Here is a 15,077-nt window from a genome sequence, read left to right on the forward strand (position 1 = left end):
GCGGGTGAAGTGGCGGCGTGAAGTGGCCTGCTGAACACGTACTTATGCGTAGAGAACCGGATTGGGCTCGGGCACGCTGAACCGGCGCGAGGGCGCTGGCCGTACCTGAAGTGAAAGCCAATCTGGGAGGAACACACCATGACGGAAACGACTCGCCGGGCGATGATGCTCGGCGCCGGCGGCGCCGGGCTCGCGGCGGTTCTGACGGCGTGTGCGAGCTACGGCTCGCCGACGACGGAGGCGAGTGCGGAGCCGCCGGCGGAGGAGCCCGCCGAGGAGTCGTCGTCGCCGAAGAAGAAAAAGGCCGAGGCGAAGAGCGGCGGCGGCAAGGCGCTGGCTGACACGGCCGATATCCCCGAAGGCGGTGGGAAGGTCTTCGAGAACGAGAAGATCGTGGTCACGCAGCCGACTGCCGGGGAGTTCAAGGCGTTCACGGCGGTCTGCACCCACGCGGGCTGCACGGTCGCCACCGTCGCGAACAAGACGATCAACTGCCCTTGTCACGGCAGCAAGTTCAACATCAGCGACGGCTCCGTCAAGGACGGGCCCGCGAGCGAGCCGCTTGAGGAGAAGAAGATCACCGTGGACGGAGACAAGATCAAGCTCGCGTAGATCGCGTCTCATGAATTTCTCACCTAGGTGCGGTTGGGTGAGCGCATGGGAGATGACCTTCAGAGTCGCCGTGCAGTGTTCGCGAGCGTCGGTGCGGGCGGCCTCGCGCTGGCGCTCACCGCCTGCGGCGGCGGCACTGATACCGCACAGTCCGCCGGCACCGCCTCCGAGTCGAGCGCCCCGCAGTCCGGCGCGCCGCAAGCCGGTGGGGCGCTGGCCAAGACCGCCGACATCCCCGTCGGCGGCGGGACGATCTTCAAGGACCAGAAGATCGTGGTGACGCAGCCCACTTCGGGCGAGTTCAAGGCGTTCAGCGCCGTGTGCACGCACAACGGGTGCACGGTCGGCAGCGTCTCGGACGGGGTGATCGTCTGCCCGTGTCATAACAGCAAGTTCGCCATCGCGGACGGCTCGGTCAAGGACGGACCGGCCGACAAGCCGCTGCCCGCGCAGCAGATCAAGGTCGAGGGCGACCAGATCACGCTCGCGTAGGCGGGCCCCTTTTCAGGGAGGGCCCGCCGCGCCTGGTGGGAAGGCGCGGCGGGCAACCTTGTCGGTGGGGGCTACTAGTCTTTGAATGTGGCGAGATCAGCGGGCACCCCCTTGAGTTTCCGGCCCAAGCCGGGTTCGATCCCCGATTCCCCGGGGGTCTACCGGTTCAGGGACGCGCACGGCCGGGTGATCTACGTCGGCAAGGCCAAGAGCCTGCGCCAGCGGCTCAATTCGTACTTCGCCGACTTCTCCGCGCTGCACCCGCGGACCCAGACGATGCTGACCACGGCCGCCGACGTCGACTGGACCGTCGTCGGCACCGAGGTCGAGGCGCTGCAGCTCGAATACTCCTGGATCAAGGAGTTCGACCCGCGCTTCAACGTGAAATACCGCGACGACAAGTCGTACCCCTACCTCGCGGTCACCATGGGCGAGGACTTCCCGCGCGTGCAGGTCATGCGCGGGGCCAAGCGCAAGGGCACGCGCTACTTCGGCCCCTATTCGCACGCGTGGGCCATCCGCGAGACCGTCGACCTGCTGCTACGGGTCTTCCCGGTGCGCACGTGCACGGCGGGGGTGTTCAAGCGGGCCGGCCAGATCGGCCGCCCGTGCCTGCTCGGCTACATCGACAAGTGCTCGGCGCCGTGCGTCGGCCGGGTCACCCCGGAGGAGCACCGCGAGCTGGCCGAGGACTTCTGCGACTTCATGGCGGGCAACACCAGCCGCTTCATCAAGCGTCTCGAGAAGGAGATGCGCGAGGCCGCCGGCGAGCAGGAGTACGAGCGCGCCGCGCGGCTGCGCGACGACATCCAGGCGTTGCAGCGGGCGCTGGAGAAGCAGGCCGTGGTGCTCGGCGAGGGCACCGACGCCGACGTGATCGCGCTGGCCGAGGATCCGCTCGAAGCCGCCGTTCAGGTCTTCTACGTGCGCGGCGGCCGCATCCGCGGCCAGCGCGGCTGGGTGGTCGACAAGGTCGAGGAGACCTCCCCCGGCGAGCTGGTCGAGCAGTTCCTGCTCCAGATGTATGCCGAGGCGAGCCCCGACTCGATGCCGCGCGAGGTGCTCGTGCCCGCGCTGCCGCCCGACAACGACGCGGTCGCCGAGCTGCTGACCGAGCAGCGCCGGGCCCGTGTCGAGGTGCGCGTGCCGCAGCGCGGCGACAAGAAGTCGCTGATGGAGACCGTCGAGCGCAACGCCAAGGAGTCTCTGGCGCAGCACAAGATCCGCCGCGCCAGCGATCTGACCACCCGCAGCAAGGCGCTGCAGGAGATCGCCGACGCGCTCGACCTCGACCAGGCGCCGCTGCGCGTCGAGTGCTACGACGTCTCCCACCTGCAGGGCGAGAACGTCGTGGCGTCGATGGTCGTCTTCGAGGACGGGCTGGCGCGCAAGAGCGAATACCGGCGCTTCGCCGTCAAGACCAAGGAGGGCGACGTCGCCTCGATCTACGAGGTGATCATGCGCCGCTTCCGCCGCTACCTGGAGGAACGCTCGGCCACCGGCGAGCTGGTCGCCGACGACGACACCGGCCACGGCCCTATCGACCCTGAGACCGGCAAACCGCGCAAGTTCGCCTATCCGCCCAACCTCGTCGTCGTCGACGGCGCGGGTCCCCAGGCGGCCGCCGCGCAGCGGGCGCTCGACGAGCTCGGCATCGACGACGTGTCCGTGTGCGGGCTGGCCAAGCGGCTGGAGGAGGTGTGGTTGCCCGGCGATGACCAGCCGGTGATCATGCCTCGTTCAAGCGAGGGTCTCTACCTGCTGCAACGCGTGCGGGACGAGGCACACAGGTTCGCCATCACCTACCATCGTTCCAAGAGGTCCAAGACGGTGAAGGAGAGCGCGCTCGACGGCGTGCCCGGCCTCGGGCCGGCGCGCAGGCAGGCGCTGCTCAAACACTTCGGCTCCGTGAAGAAGCTACGCGAGGCCACTGCCGCGGAAATGTGCGAGGTTCCCGGCATCGGCCCGTCCATCGCCGAGGTCATCGTGTCGACACTGAAGGGAGAGTCACCATGATCTCGCCAGGATGCCACGGCGTGTCCGGGTGCCTCCGCCATGGTGGCGCGCCCGGGCAGGGCGTGCGGGACGGAGAGAGGCAATGAGCACCGAGCCGGCGTTCGTCATCGTCACCGGCATGTCCGGGGCGGGGCGCAGCACAGCCGCCAAAGCGCTCGAGGACCTGGGCTGGTTCGTCATCGACAACCTGCCGCCCGGGCTGCTGTTCGCGATGGCGGAGGAGGCGGGCAAGGTCAAGCTGGCGGCCGACAAGGTGGCGGCCGTCGTCGACGTGCGCAGCCTGGCCTTCACCACCGACCTCAACGCGGCCATCGAGGAGCTCGAGGGGCGCGGCGTGCGGGTGCGGGTGGTGTTCCTGGAGGCCAGCGACGAGGAGCTGGTGCGCAGGTTCGAGAACGTCCGCAGGCCACATCCCCTCCAGGGAGAGGGGCGCCTGGTCGACGGGATCACCCGGGAGCGGGGGATCCTGCGGGAGGTCAGGGCCAACGCCGACCTGGTGATCGACACCTCGTCGCACAACGTCCACGACCTGCGCAACAAGATCGTCGCGTACTTCGGCGGTGAGGACCGGCCGGGGCTGCGGCTCAACGTCGTGTCCTTCGGGTTCAAGTACGGGCTGCCGGTGGACGCCGACCTGGTGGTCGACTGCCGGTTCCTGCCCAATCCGCACTGGGTGCCGGACCTGCGGCCGATGAACGGGCTCGACGCGCCCGTGCGCGACTACGTCCTCGGGCAGCCGGGGGCCAAGGAGTTCCTCGACGCGTACGAGGAGGTCCTGCAGGTGATCGCGGCCGGATACGCGCGCGAGGGCAAGAGTTACGCGACGCTCGCGGTGGGCTGCACGGGCGGCAAGCACCGTAGCGTGGCCATGGCCGAACAGGTCGGCGCCCGCCTGCGCGACCGCGGGATGGAGGTCCAGGTGAGCCATCGGGATGTGGGGCGGGAGTGACCGATGAAGGCTTCGCAGCAGCAGGTTCACCGCGGTCGGCGGACGGTGATCTTCCCGGCGCTGTGACCCGCTCGGACGCGGTGGGTCCAGGCTCCGAAGGGCGTGCTGAGAGTACGGGTTCCGAGGGGGCCGGTGTGGGGCGTGACGAGAACCCGGACCTGGCCTCGGAGGGTGAGGTGTGCCCGGTGCGGCTCGCGCGGCCGGCCGCGGGCAACCCGGTGCCGGAGCGCGGGACGTACACGCGGACGTTCTCGGGGTTCGGGCCGCACGTCGTGGCGCTGGGCGGCGGGCACGGACTTTACGCGTCTCTGTCCGCATTACGGATGGTGACCGACCGGTTGACCGCCGTGGTCACCGTCGCCGACGACGGCGGGTCCAGCGGGCGGCTGCGGCGCGAGCTCGGCGTGCTGCCCCCCGGCGACCTGCGGATGGCGCTGGCCGCGCTGTGCGGCGACGACGAGTGGGGCAGCACCTGGAGCGAGGTGGTGCAGCACCGCTTCCGCAGCGAGGGCGAGCTGCACGGGCACGCCGTCGGCAACCTGCTCATCGTGGCCCTGTGGGAGCTGCTCGGCGACCCCGTGGCCGGGCTCGACTGGGTCGGACGCCTGCTGGGCGCGCACGGCCGGGTGCTGCCGATGGCGTCGGTGCCGCTCGACATCGTGGCCGAGGTGGAGCTCGACGGCGTCAGATCGACCGTGCGCGGGCAGGTGGCGTGCGCGCTGACGCCCGGACGGGTGCAGGCGATCTCGCTCGTGCCCGAGGACCCGCCCGCGCGGCCCGAGGCGGTCGAGGCGGTGCAGGAGGCCGACTGGGTGGTGTTCGGGCCGGGATCGTGGTTCACCAGCGTGCTGCCGCATCTCAAGGTGCCCGAGCTGGCCAGGGCCCTGCACTCGACCAAGGCCAAGCGGCTCGTGACCCTCAACCTGGCGCCCCAGCCGGGTGAGACGGACGATTTCTCCTCCCAGCAACACCTGGAGGTGCTCAGGCAGCACGCTCCCGACCTGTCGATCGACGTCGTGCTCGCCGACACCGGAGTGGTGGACGACCCCGGCGCGCTGGACAAGGCCGCGGCGGCGCTCGGCGCACGGCTCGTGATGGCCGACGTGGCCGCCGCGGACGGCTCGCCGAGGCATGACCCACGACGTCTTGCCTCCGTCCTGGACGAGATTTTCCTCCAGAAGCGTTGATCCTGGTCGGCGTGGCGCGAAGGTGCGAGAGACTGCTGAGAGCCGGTCTGATGGGGGAGAGGACTAACGCATGGCCATGACAGGTGTGGTGAAAGACGAACTGAGCCGCCTGCCGGTGCTGAAGCCGTGCTGCCGCAAGGCGGAGGTTTCCACGCTGCTGCGATTCGCCAGCGGCCTGCACCTGGTGGGCGGACGGATCGTGATCGAGGCCGAGCTCGACACGAACGCCACCGCACGGCGACTGATCAAGGACATCGGCGAGGTGTTCGGGCACAAGGCCGAGGTGCTGGTGCTCGCGCCTGCCGGCCTGCGCAAGGGCTCGCGCTACGTCGTGCGGGTCTACCGCGACGGCGAGGCGCTCGCGCGCCAGACGGGCCTCATCGACAACCACGGCCGCCCGGTGCGCGGCCTGCCCCGCCAGGTGGTGGCGGGGGCCGCCTGCGACGCCGAGGCCGCCTGGCGGGGCGCGTTCCTCGCGCACGGCTCCCTCACCGAGCCGGGGCGTTCGATGTCGCTCGAGGTCACCTGCCCGGGTCCGGAGGCGGCGCTCGCCCTGGTGGGCTCGGCGCGGCGGCTCAAGATCCACGCCAAGGCGCGCGAGGTGCGCGGCGTCGACCGCGTCGTGGTGCGCGACGGCGACGCCATCAGCGCGCTGCTCACCCGCCTTGGGGCGCACGACAGCGTGCTGGCCTGGGAGGAGCGCCGGATGCGCCGCGAGGTCCGGGCCACCGCCAACCGGCTGGCCAACTTCGACGACGCCAACCTGCGGCGGTCGGCGCGGGCGGCGGTGGCGGCGGGGGCGCGGGTGCAGCGCGCTCTGGAGATCCTCGGGGACGAGGCGCCCGATCATCTGGTGGTGGCGGGGCGGCTGCGGGTGGAGCACAAGCAGGCGTCTCTGGAGGAGCTGGGGCAGATCGCCGACCCGCCGTTGACCAAGGACGCCATCGCGGGGCGGATCCGGCGGCTGCTGGCCATGGCCGACAAGCGCGCCTCCGACATGGGCATCCCCAACACCGAGGCCAACCTCACCGTCGACATGCTGGCCCCGTGACTTTTTAGATCTCCAGATGCCGCGGCTGTGCCTGGTGGGGGCCCGGTCACCTGCCGCGGTGTGCGCTTCAAGCCCGTCTCTTACGGATGAGCACCGGTCTGGCCCATCCTTTACGGCTGCGCACGGTGGGCCGCACGCGCCGACGTGGGTGGCCGTCTGTCATGGCCGGTCGTGAAGGCTCACGGGTTGCGCGCCGTGACGACGCGCATTCTGGGCCGGCTCCGTGGTCGGCTTGGCCGGGGGCCGATGGCTGGTGCGTTGCGTGGACGGCTGGTGGCTGGAGTGCCTGGTGTGCGACCAGTGGCTGCAGCGTTGGTGGTCCGGGTGCCGGTGGCTCGTGAGCCGTGGATTCGCGGTGGCTGTGCGCGGCGCAGGAGGGCCCAGAAGCGACGTGCCGGCTCGTTAGGTGCCGGTGGCTGGGCTGGCGGCTGGTCGGGGTGCGTAGGCCGTCCACCGGCTGGTTGGAGCACTTGGCTGGTTGGCGCCGGGTTGGGCGCCGGCTGGGCACTTGGGTGGGTCGGCGCCCGGTGAGCCGGCTTCCGGTGGGTGGGCTGACGAGCGGTCGGGAGCGCGGAGCGCCGGTCGGCGGGGTGCGGAGTGGCTGGGTGTGCCCTGGCGGTGGGCCGGCGGACGGTCGCGGTGTGCCTGTCAGTGGGGCGGGGGTGGGGCCCGGGGCTGGTGGGGTGGGGGTGGTCAGTCCTTGGTGGGGTTGCGGGGGGTGAACAGGTCCGTTGTCGGCTTCGGGGTGGGGGCCTGGGCGGGCTCGAACGGGGCGCGGTACTCCGGCTCCGCCGACTCCGACTCCGCCTCGGCCGCCTGGGCCCTCTGGGCGCGGCGGACCCGTACCACGCGCAAAGTCAGCAGGAGCAGCGCGGCGAGGGCGGCCACGGCGATGTAGAGCCAGGCCGCCCACGACACCGAGAGCGGATCCCGGTAGAGCGCGGGCGCGTAGGGGAGGCCGGCGGAGAAGTTGTCCAGCGTGATGTCGGACAGGTCGGCGGGGCCGCGCTCGGCGGGCGGGGTGTGCAGGGTGGAGCCGATCATGATCGACGAGCCGGCGATCTGACCCGCGGCCATGGCGCCGCCCGCGTACAGCGCGGCCACGGGGATCAGGAGGATGCTGCGGGGCCGTACCGCGCCCATCGCCAGGGCGACGATCAGGGCGACCACGAGAGACGAGGCCAGCGACAGCGGATGGCCGTTGCCGAAGGCGATCACGGCGGCGGGCAGGCGGGTCTGGAACAGCACGGCCGCCCCCAGCACTGCCGCGCTGACCAGCGCAGATAGTACGCCTACAATGAGTCCGGGCAGCAGGCCGGACCGCTTGTGTGACATCTCAGCCCCCAGAGAATGCACGAATTTACATCGATGAGTCGGGCACTTTACTCGAACCTCGCAAAACGTGCCTCCGGAACGCTGATTCACATGCGGGGACCTGCAGTGGTCTAAACCAATTTAGGTCCGATAGGGTTCGTGGTTGAGGTTTCAGCCCGCCACCTGGTTTCGAGGAGATCGGTTCCCGTGAGCATCCGCGTAGGCGTCAACGGCTTCGGCCGCATCGGTCGCAACTTCTGGCGCGCTGTCGCCGCCAGCGGCAAGGACATCGAGATCGTCGCGGTCAACGACCTGACCGACAACGCGACGCTCGCCCACCTGCTGAAGTACGACAGCATCCTGGGCCGCCTGCCTTACGAGGTGAAGGCCACGAGCGACGAGATCGCGGTCGACGGCAAGGCGATCAAGGTCTTCGCCGAGCGCGACCCGGGCAAGCTGCCCTGGGGCGACCTCGGTGTGGACGTGGTCGTGGAGTCGACGGGCCTGTTCACCGACGCCACGAAGGCCAAGGTGCACGCCGAGAACGGCGCGAAGAAGGTCATCATCTCCGCTCCGGCGAAGAACGAGGACGTCACGATCGTGATGGGCGTCAACGAGAAGAGCTACGACCCGTCCAGCCACACGATCATCTCCAACGCCTCCTGCACGACCAACTGCCTGGCGCCGATGGCCAAGGTCATTCACGACACCTTCACCATCGAGAAGGGTCTGATGACCACCATCCACGCGTACACGCAGGACCAGAACCTCCAGGACGGCCCGCACGGCGACCTGCGCCGCGCCCGCGCCGCCGCGCTCAACGTGGTGCCCACCTCCACCGGCGCCGCCAAGGCCATCGGCCTGGTGCTGCCGGAGCTCAAGGGCAAGCTCGACGGCTTCGCCATGCGCGTGCCGATCCCCACCGGCTCGGCCACCGACCTCACCGTCGACGTCAGCCGCGAGGTCACCGTCGAGGAGGTCAACGCCGCGGTCAAGGCCGCCGCCGAGGGGCCGCTCAAGGGCATCCTCAGCTACACCGAGGACCAGATCGTCTCCTCCGACATCGTCACCGACCCGCACTCCTGCATCTTCGACGCCGGCCTGACCAAGGTCATCGGCAACCAGGTCAAGGTCGTCGGCTGGTACGACAACGAGTGGGGCTACTCCAACCGCCTCGCCGACCTGATCGAGCTGGTCGGCCGCGACCTCTGACCCACCGAGTCCGTGGGGGAACGCCGTTGCCTTGCCCGGTGAGGGAGGGCAACGGCTCAGAGCGAACAAGCCGCCGCCGTGGGGTGGGGCCCATGTGTTCGCGAGGGAGCGCCGTCGCCTGGACTGAGGAGCGCAGGGAGCGAAGCGACCGGAGCGACGAGGGAAGGCGACGGCTCGAAGCGACCGAGCCCGCCTCCGCGGAGCGGAAGCCATAAGCAGGCGACGGCTCGAAGCGACCGAGCCCGCCTCCGCGGAGCGGAGGCAATGAACAGGAGCATGAGCATGCGCACGCTCGACGAGCTCGACGTGAAGGGGCGGCGCGTGCTTGTGCGCGTCGACCTCAACGTCCCCCTCGACGGGGAGACGATCACCGACGACGGCCGCATCCGGGCGTCGGTGCCGACGATCAAGGCGCTGGTGGAACGGGGCGCCAAGGTCGTCGTCTGTGCCCATCTGGGCAGGCCCAAGGGCAAGGCCGACCCGAAATACTCGCTCAGGCCGGTGGCCAGGCGGCTGGGCGAGCTGCTCGGCCAGGAGGTGGCGTTCGCGACCGACGTGGTCGGCGACAGCGCCCATGGCACGGTTGAGACGCTCCAGGGCGGCGAGGTCGCGCTGCTGGAGAACCTGCGCTACGAGCCGGGCGAGGAGTCCAAGGACGACGCCGAGCGGGCCGCGTTCGCCGGGAAGCTGGCGGGGCTGGCCGAGCTCTACGTGGGCGACGGGTTCGGCGCGGTGCACCGCAAGCACGCCAGCGTCTACGACGTGCCCAGGCTGCTGCCGCACGCGGCGGGCGGGCTGGTCGTGGCCGAGGTCGAGGTGCTGAAGAAGCTGACCGAGAGCCCCGAGCGGCCCTATGTGGTGGTGCTGGGCGGCGCCAAGGTCTCCGACAAGCTCGGTGTCATCGCCAACCTGCTGACCAAGGTCGACCGGCTGCTGATCGGCGGCGGGATGGCGTACACGTTCCTCAAGGCCCAGGGCTACGAGGTCGGCAAGTCGCTGCTCCAGGAGGACCAGCTCGACCAGGTGCGCGGCTTCCTCAACACGGCCGCCGAGCGCGGCGTCGACCTCGTGCTGCCGGTCGACGTGCTGGCGGCGGTCACGTTCGGGCCGGACGCCGAGCACGACGTGGTCGCGGCCACCGAGATCCCGGCGGACCGGGAGGGGCTCGACATCGGGCCCAGGACGCGCGAGCTGTTCGCCTCGAAGCTGGCCGACGCCAGGACCGTCTTCTGGAACGGCCCCATGGGCGTGTTCGAGTTCGACGCGTTCTCCGGCGGCACCAGGGCGGTGGCCGAGGCGCTGATCGCCCGTACCAGCGCCGAAGGGGCCTTCACCGTGGTGGGCGGCGGCGACTCGGCGGCGGCCGTGCGGAAGCTGGATCTCCCCGAGGACGGTTTCTCGCACATCTCCACCGGTGGCGGGGCCAGTCTCGAATACCTTGAGGGCAAGGCCCTCCCCGGACTCGCGGCCCTGGAGGACTGAGCTACTCATGAGCACGCGCAAGCCGCTCATCGCCGGCAACTGGAAGATGAACCTCAACCACCTCGAGGCCATCGCGCTGGTCCAGAAGCTGGCCTTCGCACTCAACGACAAGGACTTCGACAAGGCCGAGGTCGCCGTCCTGCCACCGTACACCGACCTGCGCAGCGTGCAGACGCTGGTCGACGGCGACAAGCTGAGGATCGTGTACGGCGCCCAGGACCTGTCGCAGCACGAGGGCGGCGCCTACACCGGTGAGATCTCGGGCGCCATGCTGGCCAAGCTCGGCTGCACCTATGTGGTGATCGGCCACTCGGAGCGGCGGCAGTACCACCACGAGGACGACGACCTGGTCAACGCCAAGGTGCAGGCCGCCTACCGGCACTCGCTCACCCCGATCCTGTGCGTCGGGGAGGGCCTGTCGGTACGTCAAGAGGGCGGCCACATCGCGCACAGTCTTGGACAACTCGACGGCGCGCTGCGCAAAATCAGCGCCGAGCAGGCAAAATCGATAGTGGTGGCCTACGAACCGGTGTGGGCGATCGGCACCGGTGAGGTGGCCACCCCGGAGGACGCCCAGGAGGTTTGTGGCGCGCTGCGAGTCAGACTCGCGGAGCTCTACGACTCCGAAGTGGCCGCCGGGATCCGTATCCTTTACGGAGGCTCGGTCAAGTCGGGCAATATCGCGGGGATCATGGCTCAACCCGATGTCGATGGCGCGCTCGTGGGCGGTGCCAGCATCGACGCCGGGGAGTTCGCGAAGATCTGCCGTTTCTCCGATATGCCAGGCTAACTGAGTCGTTCTGGGGGTGCGACTTGACAACAGGCCGTACCCTCAGAAGGCAAGTCTGAATCGTCACGCGTAACAAAGCATTGAAGGAACAGGCATACCGTGGAAATCGGAATCTCCATCGCCCTCATCCTGGCGAGCGGTCTCATGATCCTGCTCGTGCTGCTCCACAAGGGCAAGGGTGGCGGCTTGTCTGACATGTTCGGCGGCGGTTTCTCGTCGAACTTCGGTGGTTCCTCGGTGGTGGAGCGCAACCTCGACCGGCTGACGATCATCACCGGCACGATCTGGTTCGTCTGCATCATCGCTCTCGGCCTTCTCATGAAGCCCTGAGCAAACAAGTTAACGCGTGACAGTGATTCTCCCCCCGTGCCTGCGCGCGGGGCGATCGAGCGAGGAGTTCATCCGTGGGTAGTGGCAACGCGATCCGTGGCAGCCGAGTCGGCGCCGGCCCTATGGGGGAGGCCGAGCGCGGCGAGGCAGCTCCGAGAGTGCGGGTCTCGTTCTGGTGCGCCAACATGCACGAGACGCGCCCCAGTTTCGCCAGCGACGCGGCGGTTCCCGAACATTGGGACTGCCCACGTTGCGGCCTCCCTGCCGGACAGGACGAGTCGGCCCCGCCTGCCCCACCGAAGAACGAGCCGTACAAGACGCATCTTGCCTATGTGAAGGAGCGCAGGAGCGACAAGGACGGCAAGGCGATCCTCGAGGAGGCACTGGAGCGCCTGAGGAACAACAAGTCCCCCTGGTAGTGGCTGGGTTCGGCGAAAGGGTCTCGGTTCTCCGAGGCCCTTTCGCCGTTTCCGCGGCCGCTCAGCGGTCCTCGTGGACTCAGCTTTCGTGGACGGGGTCGCCGTCCACGAACGTCAGGCGCGCCCGCGCCGTCCAGATCTCGCCCGGCGCGAGCTCGAACGGGTCGCGGTCCAGGACCACCAGGTCGGCCGGGCGGCCCGGCTCGACGGCACCGGCCGGGGAGCGGTTGATCCAGGCTGAGCCCGCCGTGTACGCGGTCATGGCGGCGGCCAGGTCGATGCGCTGGCCGGGCAGGAACGGGGTCTGCGCGGTCGGGTAGCCGGCATGCACCGAGCCGCCGGGCTCCGTGCGGTTGACCGCGACGTGCATGCCCTGCAGCGGGTCGGCGTTGGAGACCGGCCAGTCGCTGCCCGCGCAGAAGCGGGTGCCGTGCGCGAGCAGGTCCGCGAACGGGTACTGCCACGACGAGCGCGGCTCCCCGAGGTACGGCAGGGTCAGCTCGTCCATCTGGGCGTGGTGCGTGGCCCACAGCGGCTGCAGGTTGGCCGTGACGCCCAGGGCGGCGAAGCGCGGCACGTCCGACGGCTCGATGATCTGCAGGTGGGCGATGTGGTGGCGGTTGGCGGGGTCGGTGCCCTCGAAGCTGTCCAGGGCCTCGCGCACGGCCCGCTCGCCGATGGCGTGGAAGTGCACCTGGAAGCCGAGCCGGTCCAGCTCGGCGACGTACTCCTTGAGCTTGTACGGGTCCACGTACGACAGGCCCGTGCCGCCGCAGAGGCAGTACGGCTCCAGGGTGGCCGCCGTGAAGTTCTCCGTGATGCCGTCCTGCATGATCTTGACCGAGGTGGCCCTGAACCGGTCGAGGCCCTCGGCGGCGGCACGGCGTTCGACCAGCTCCTCGATCTGGTCCAGGCCGCGCGTCCTGTCCCACCACAGGGCGCCCACCACACGCGCCCTGAGCCTGCCTGAGCGGGCGGCGGACAGGTAGGTGGGCAGTTGGTCCTGGGAGCCCGCGTAGGAGCCCACGATGGCGTCCTGCCAGCCGGTGATGCCCAGCGAGAACAGGTGCCGCTGCGCGTCCTCCAGCGCGTCGTCCAGGTCCTGGGCGGTCGGGCGCGGGGTGAGCAGGCCGACGAGGTCCATCGCGCCCTCGTGCAGCACGCCGGTGGGCTCGCCCGCGGCGTCGCGCTCTATGCGGCCGTCGGCGGGGTCCGGCGTGTCCTTGGTGATGCCGGCCAGCTGGAGGGCCCGGGTGTTGACCCAGGCGGCGTGGTGGTCGCGCTGGATGAGGTACGCGGGGCGGTCGAGGAAGTCGAGCTGGTCGCGATGGGGGAGGCCGCCGGGGAACGCCGCCATGTCCCAGCCGCCGCCATCGATCCACTCTTTAGCCGGATTTTTCGCGGCATAGTCGGCTATCACGGCTATGTAGGCGTCAAGGCCGAAATCTTCTGACAAGTCGCACTTTGACCGTTCGAGGCCCGCCTGGACCGGGTGCATGTGCGCATCCGTGAAGCCGGGCACCAGCAGGCCACCCTCCAGATCCACCGTCTCGTGGGACGGCGCCTGGCGGGCGAGCTCGCCCTCCGGACCCACCGCGGCGATCACGCCGTCGCTCACCAGCACGGCCTCGTCCCGCACGCCGCCCGGCGTGAAGACGCGGCCCCCTCGGAAGAGGATGTTCATGGGGTTCCTTTCTGTGGTGGATCCGGCTCGCGCGCTCCGAGCCCGCCGTACATCTTCCCGCCCGGCCCGGTGACCTGCGACAAGCGGGGCGGCCCCCGGGCTGCTGACGGGCCCGTGACGGCGTCCTCGCCGCGCTCGGGGAGCGGCCGGGTCTCACCGCTCGAACGGGGCGCCCTTCCCGATCGGCGCCCCCACCGTGCGGGACGGCCGGATCTTCGGCCGGTCGACGGCTACGAGCGCGATGGAGCGGTCGGCGTCGGGCCGTGCGGTGGTGCGACCTCCGCCTCCTGACGAGGCCCAGTCCGGGGGCCGCCCAGGTGGCCATGGCGCGTTGTCGCATCGCGGCGGGCGCGCGGAGGTCGAGGGTGCGGAGGTGGGTTGCAGAGGTGGGGGTGCGGAGGGGGCGATAGAGGGAAATATGGGGATAAATCGCACGATCTAGCGATGAAATACGCGATGAAACACATCGTTAGCGGTCGTGTAACAGCTGCCAGGCATGCTCAAAGCCATGGGATTCTTGCGCATCCGCACCACGGTGGACGAGCGACCCGGCCGGCTGGCCTCACTCGCCGCGGCCCTGGCGGCCAGGGGCGGCAACATCCTCGGCCTGAGCGTGCAGTCCGACGCGGACGGCACCGTCGACGAGTTCGTCGCCGACATCCCCGCCAACCCCGAGACGGTGCGCGAGGCGCTGGAGGCGGCCGGCGGCCGCCGCGTCCAGGTGGTCCCCGCCACCGCCCACGAGCTGACCGACGAGCCCACCAGGGCGCTGCTGCTGGCCTCCAGGCTGCGTTCCATGCCGTGGCGGCTGCCCGAGCTCCTGGCCGAGCTGCTGCGCGCGGACGACGCCAGGTGGATCTATGGTGAAGCGGTGAGTGATCTTCCCGACCCGACCCAGCTCGTCGTCCCCGTGGCCCCCAGGCGGGCGGTCCGGCTGCGCCGCGCGGAGCTCCCGTTCACGCTGACCGAGGCGGCCAGGGCGGCCTCCTTCGCCAGGCTCGCCCAGCCCGCGGAGACGAGCGCCGCCGAGCGCGCGATCAAGCTCTCCGACGGCGTCGAGGTCACGGTCCGGCCGCTCACCTCGATCTACCGCGAGGCCGTGCGCGACCTGCACGACAGGTGCTCGCCCGAGTCGCGCCGGTTCCGCTACTTCACCTCGATGCCCGCGCTGCCGGCGCGCACGTTCGACCGGCTGTGCGACAGGAGCAGGGGATTCTCGCTGGTCGCCGGGCACGACGGGCAGGTCGTGGCGATGGCCAACCTCATGTTCACCCCCGACCCGGGCATCGCGGAGATGGCCTTCCTGGTCGAGGACCGCTGGCAGGGGCGTGGCCTGGGCACGGCGATGGCCAGGATGCTCGTGCGGAGCGCCCGCGACCTGGGGTACGCCGAGGTCAAGGCCACCATGCTGTCCGACAACGCCAGGATGCGCAGGCTGCTGATCTCCTTGGGCGCCACGCTCGGCTACACCGAGGACCCCGGGGTGATGGAGGGCAGGCTGCCGGTCGGCACGATGGTCTCAGCCTAGGCCCTCTTCGC

At 70.0% G+C, this 15,077-nt stretch carries 14 protein-coding genes; 12 read left to right on the forward strand and 2 right to left on the reverse strand.

What is annotated here, in order from left to right:
- Positions 1-138 precede the first annotated feature (138 nt).
- The 6 genes from ABZX61_RS36005 to whiA all read left to right on the forward strand — a co-directional run bounded on the left by ABZX61_RS36005 (position 139) and on the right by whiA (position 6,307).
- Positions 139-612: a Rieske (2Fe-2S) protein gene (locus ABZX61_RS36005; RefSeq protein ID WP_350739937.1), complete on the forward strand. Its 474-nt coding sequence runs from the start codon at positions 139-141 to the stop codon at positions 610-612.
- A 45-nt stretch (positions 613-657) separates the two neighbouring features.
- Positions 658-1,104, forward strand: coding sequence for a Rieske (2Fe-2S) protein (locus tag ABZX61_RS36010; protein WP_192785735.1), 447 nt, complete (start codon positions 658-660; stop codon positions 1,102-1,104).
- Positions 1,105-1,215: 111 nt separating this feature from the next.
- Positions 1,216-3,120, forward strand: a complete 1,905-nt coding sequence (gene uvrC / locus ABZX61_RS36015) for an excinuclease ABC subunit UvrC (protein WP_355200990.1) — start codon at positions 1,216-1,218, stop codon at positions 3,118-3,120.
- A gap of 82 nt (positions 3,121-3,202) precedes the next feature.
- Positions 3,203-4,069, forward strand: coding sequence for an RNase adapter RapZ (gene rapZ, locus ABZX61_RS36020; RefSeq protein ID WP_350739942.1), 867 nt, complete (start codon positions 3,203-3,205; stop codon positions 4,067-4,069).
- A 218-nt stretch (positions 4,070-4,287) separates the two neighbouring features.
- On the forward strand, positions 4,288-5,256 hold the full coding sequence (yvcK, locus tag ABZX61_RS36025; RefSeq protein WP_350740115.1) for a uridine diphosphate-N-acetylglucosamine-binding protein YvcK: 969 nt from the start codon (positions 4,288-4,290) through the stop codon (positions 5,254-5,256).
- A gap of 70 nt (positions 5,257-5,326) precedes the next feature.
- The gene (gene whiA / locus ABZX61_RS36030) at positions 5,327-6,307 is read left to right on the forward strand and encodes a DNA-binding protein WhiA (protein ID WP_350739945.1); all 981 of its coding nucleotides are present in this window, start codon (positions 5,327-5,329) and stop codon (positions 6,305-6,307) included.
- A 693-nt stretch (positions 6,308-7,000) separates the two neighbouring features.
- On the opposite strand, the gene ABZX61_RS36035 is transcribed toward whiA, so the two are convergent.
- Positions 7,001-7,555, reverse strand: coding sequence for a hypothetical protein (locus tag ABZX61_RS36035; RefSeq protein ID WP_355200606.1), 555 nt, complete (start codon positions 7,553-7,555; stop codon positions 7,001-7,003).
- 273 nt (positions 7,556-7,828) lie between these two features.
- Between ABZX61_RS36035 and gap the strand changes: the two genes are divergently transcribed.
- The 5 genes from gap (at position 7,829) to ABZX61_RS36060 (ending at position 11,854) form a co-directional block, all read left to right on the forward strand.
- Positions 7,829-8,833 (forward strand): type I glyceraldehyde-3-phosphate dehydrogenase, encoded by a 1,005-nt coding sequence (gene gap, locus ABZX61_RS36040; RefSeq protein WP_350739951.1) that lies wholly within the window; start codon positions 7,829-7,831, stop codon positions 8,831-8,833.
- A 282-nt stretch (positions 8,834-9,115) separates the two neighbouring features.
- A complete protein-coding gene (locus ABZX61_RS36045) occupies positions 9,116-10,315 on the forward strand; it encodes a phosphoglycerate kinase (protein WP_355200992.1) in 1,200 nt (399 codons plus the stop codon).
- Between the two features lie 7 nt (positions 10,316-10,322).
- Positions 10,323-11,105 carry a triose-phosphate isomerase gene (tpiA, locus tag ABZX61_RS36050; RefSeq protein WP_350739957.1) on the forward strand — a complete coding sequence of 261 codons (783 nt, stop codon included), beginning with the start codon at positions 10,323-10,325 and terminating at the stop codon, positions 11,103-11,105.
- 99 nt (positions 11,106-11,204) lie between these two features.
- Positions 11,205-11,435, forward strand: coding sequence for a preprotein translocase subunit SecG (gene secG, locus ABZX61_RS36055; RefSeq protein ID WP_185076999.1), 231 nt, complete (start codon positions 11,205-11,207; stop codon positions 11,433-11,435).
- A 74-nt stretch (positions 11,436-11,509) separates the two neighbouring features.
- Complete coding sequence (locus tag ABZX61_RS36060) at positions 11,510-11,854, forward strand: RNA polymerase-binding protein RbpA (protein WP_350739960.1); 345 nt, start codon at positions 11,510-11,512, stop codon at positions 11,852-11,854.
- Positions 11,855-11,933: 79 nt separating this feature from the next.
- Here ABZX61_RS36060 and ABZX61_RS36065 read toward each other — a convergent pair whose 3' ends face one another.
- Positions 11,934-13,538, reverse strand: a complete 1,605-nt coding sequence (locus ABZX61_RS36065; protein WP_355200609.1) for an amidohydrolase — start codon at positions 13,536-13,538, stop codon at positions 11,934-11,936.
- 508 nt (positions 13,539-14,046) lie between these two features.
- On the opposite strand from ABZX61_RS36065, the gene ABZX61_RS36070 reads away from it, so the two are divergent.
- Positions 14,047-15,066: a GNAT family N-acetyltransferase gene (locus tag ABZX61_RS36070; RefSeq protein WP_350739966.1), complete on the forward strand. Its 1,020-nt coding sequence runs from the start codon at positions 14,047-14,049 to the stop codon at positions 15,064-15,066.
- The last annotated feature ends 11 nt before the right edge of the window (positions 15,067-15,077 follow it).

It is taken from the genome of Nonomuraea sp. NPDC003709, from assembly GCF_040610775.1.
Taxonomy (GTDB): Bacteria; Actinomycetota; Actinomycetes; order Streptosporangiales; family Streptosporangiaceae; genus Nonomuraea; species Nonomuraea angiospora_A.

Bases quoted from the DNA above. Each gene is read 5' to 3' on its own strand.
- ABZX61_RS36005 (WP_350739937.1), top strand. From the start codon at position 139: ATGACGGAAACGACTCGCCGGGCGATGATGCTCGGCGCCGGCGGCGCC.
- ABZX61_RS36010 (WP_192785735.1), top strand. From the start codon at position 658: ATGGGAGATGACCTTCAGAGTCGCCGTGCAGTGTTCGCGAGCGTCGGT.
- rapZ (WP_350739942.1), top strand. From the start codon at position 3,203: ATGAGCACCGAGCCGGCGTTCGTCATCGTCACCGGCATGTCCGGGGCG.
- whiA (WP_350739945.1), top strand. From the start codon at position 5,327: ATGGCCATGACAGGTGTGGTGAAAGACGAACTGAGCCGCCTGCCGGTG.
- ABZX61_RS36045 (WP_355200992.1), top strand. From the start codon at position 9,116: ATGCGCACGCTCGACGAGCTCGACGTGAAGGGGCGGCGCGTGCTTGTG.
- tpiA (WP_350739957.1), top strand. From the start codon at position 10,323: ATGAGCACGCGCAAGCCGCTCATCGCCGGCAACTGGAAGATGAACCTC.
- ABZX61_RS36065 (WP_355200609.1), bottom strand. From the start codon at position 13,538: ATGAACATCCTCTTCCGAGGGGGCCGCGTCTTCACGCCGGGCGGCGTG.
- ABZX61_RS36070 (WP_350739966.1), top strand. From the start codon at position 14,047: ATGGGATTCTTGCGCATCCGCACCACGGTGGACGAGCGACCCGGCCGG.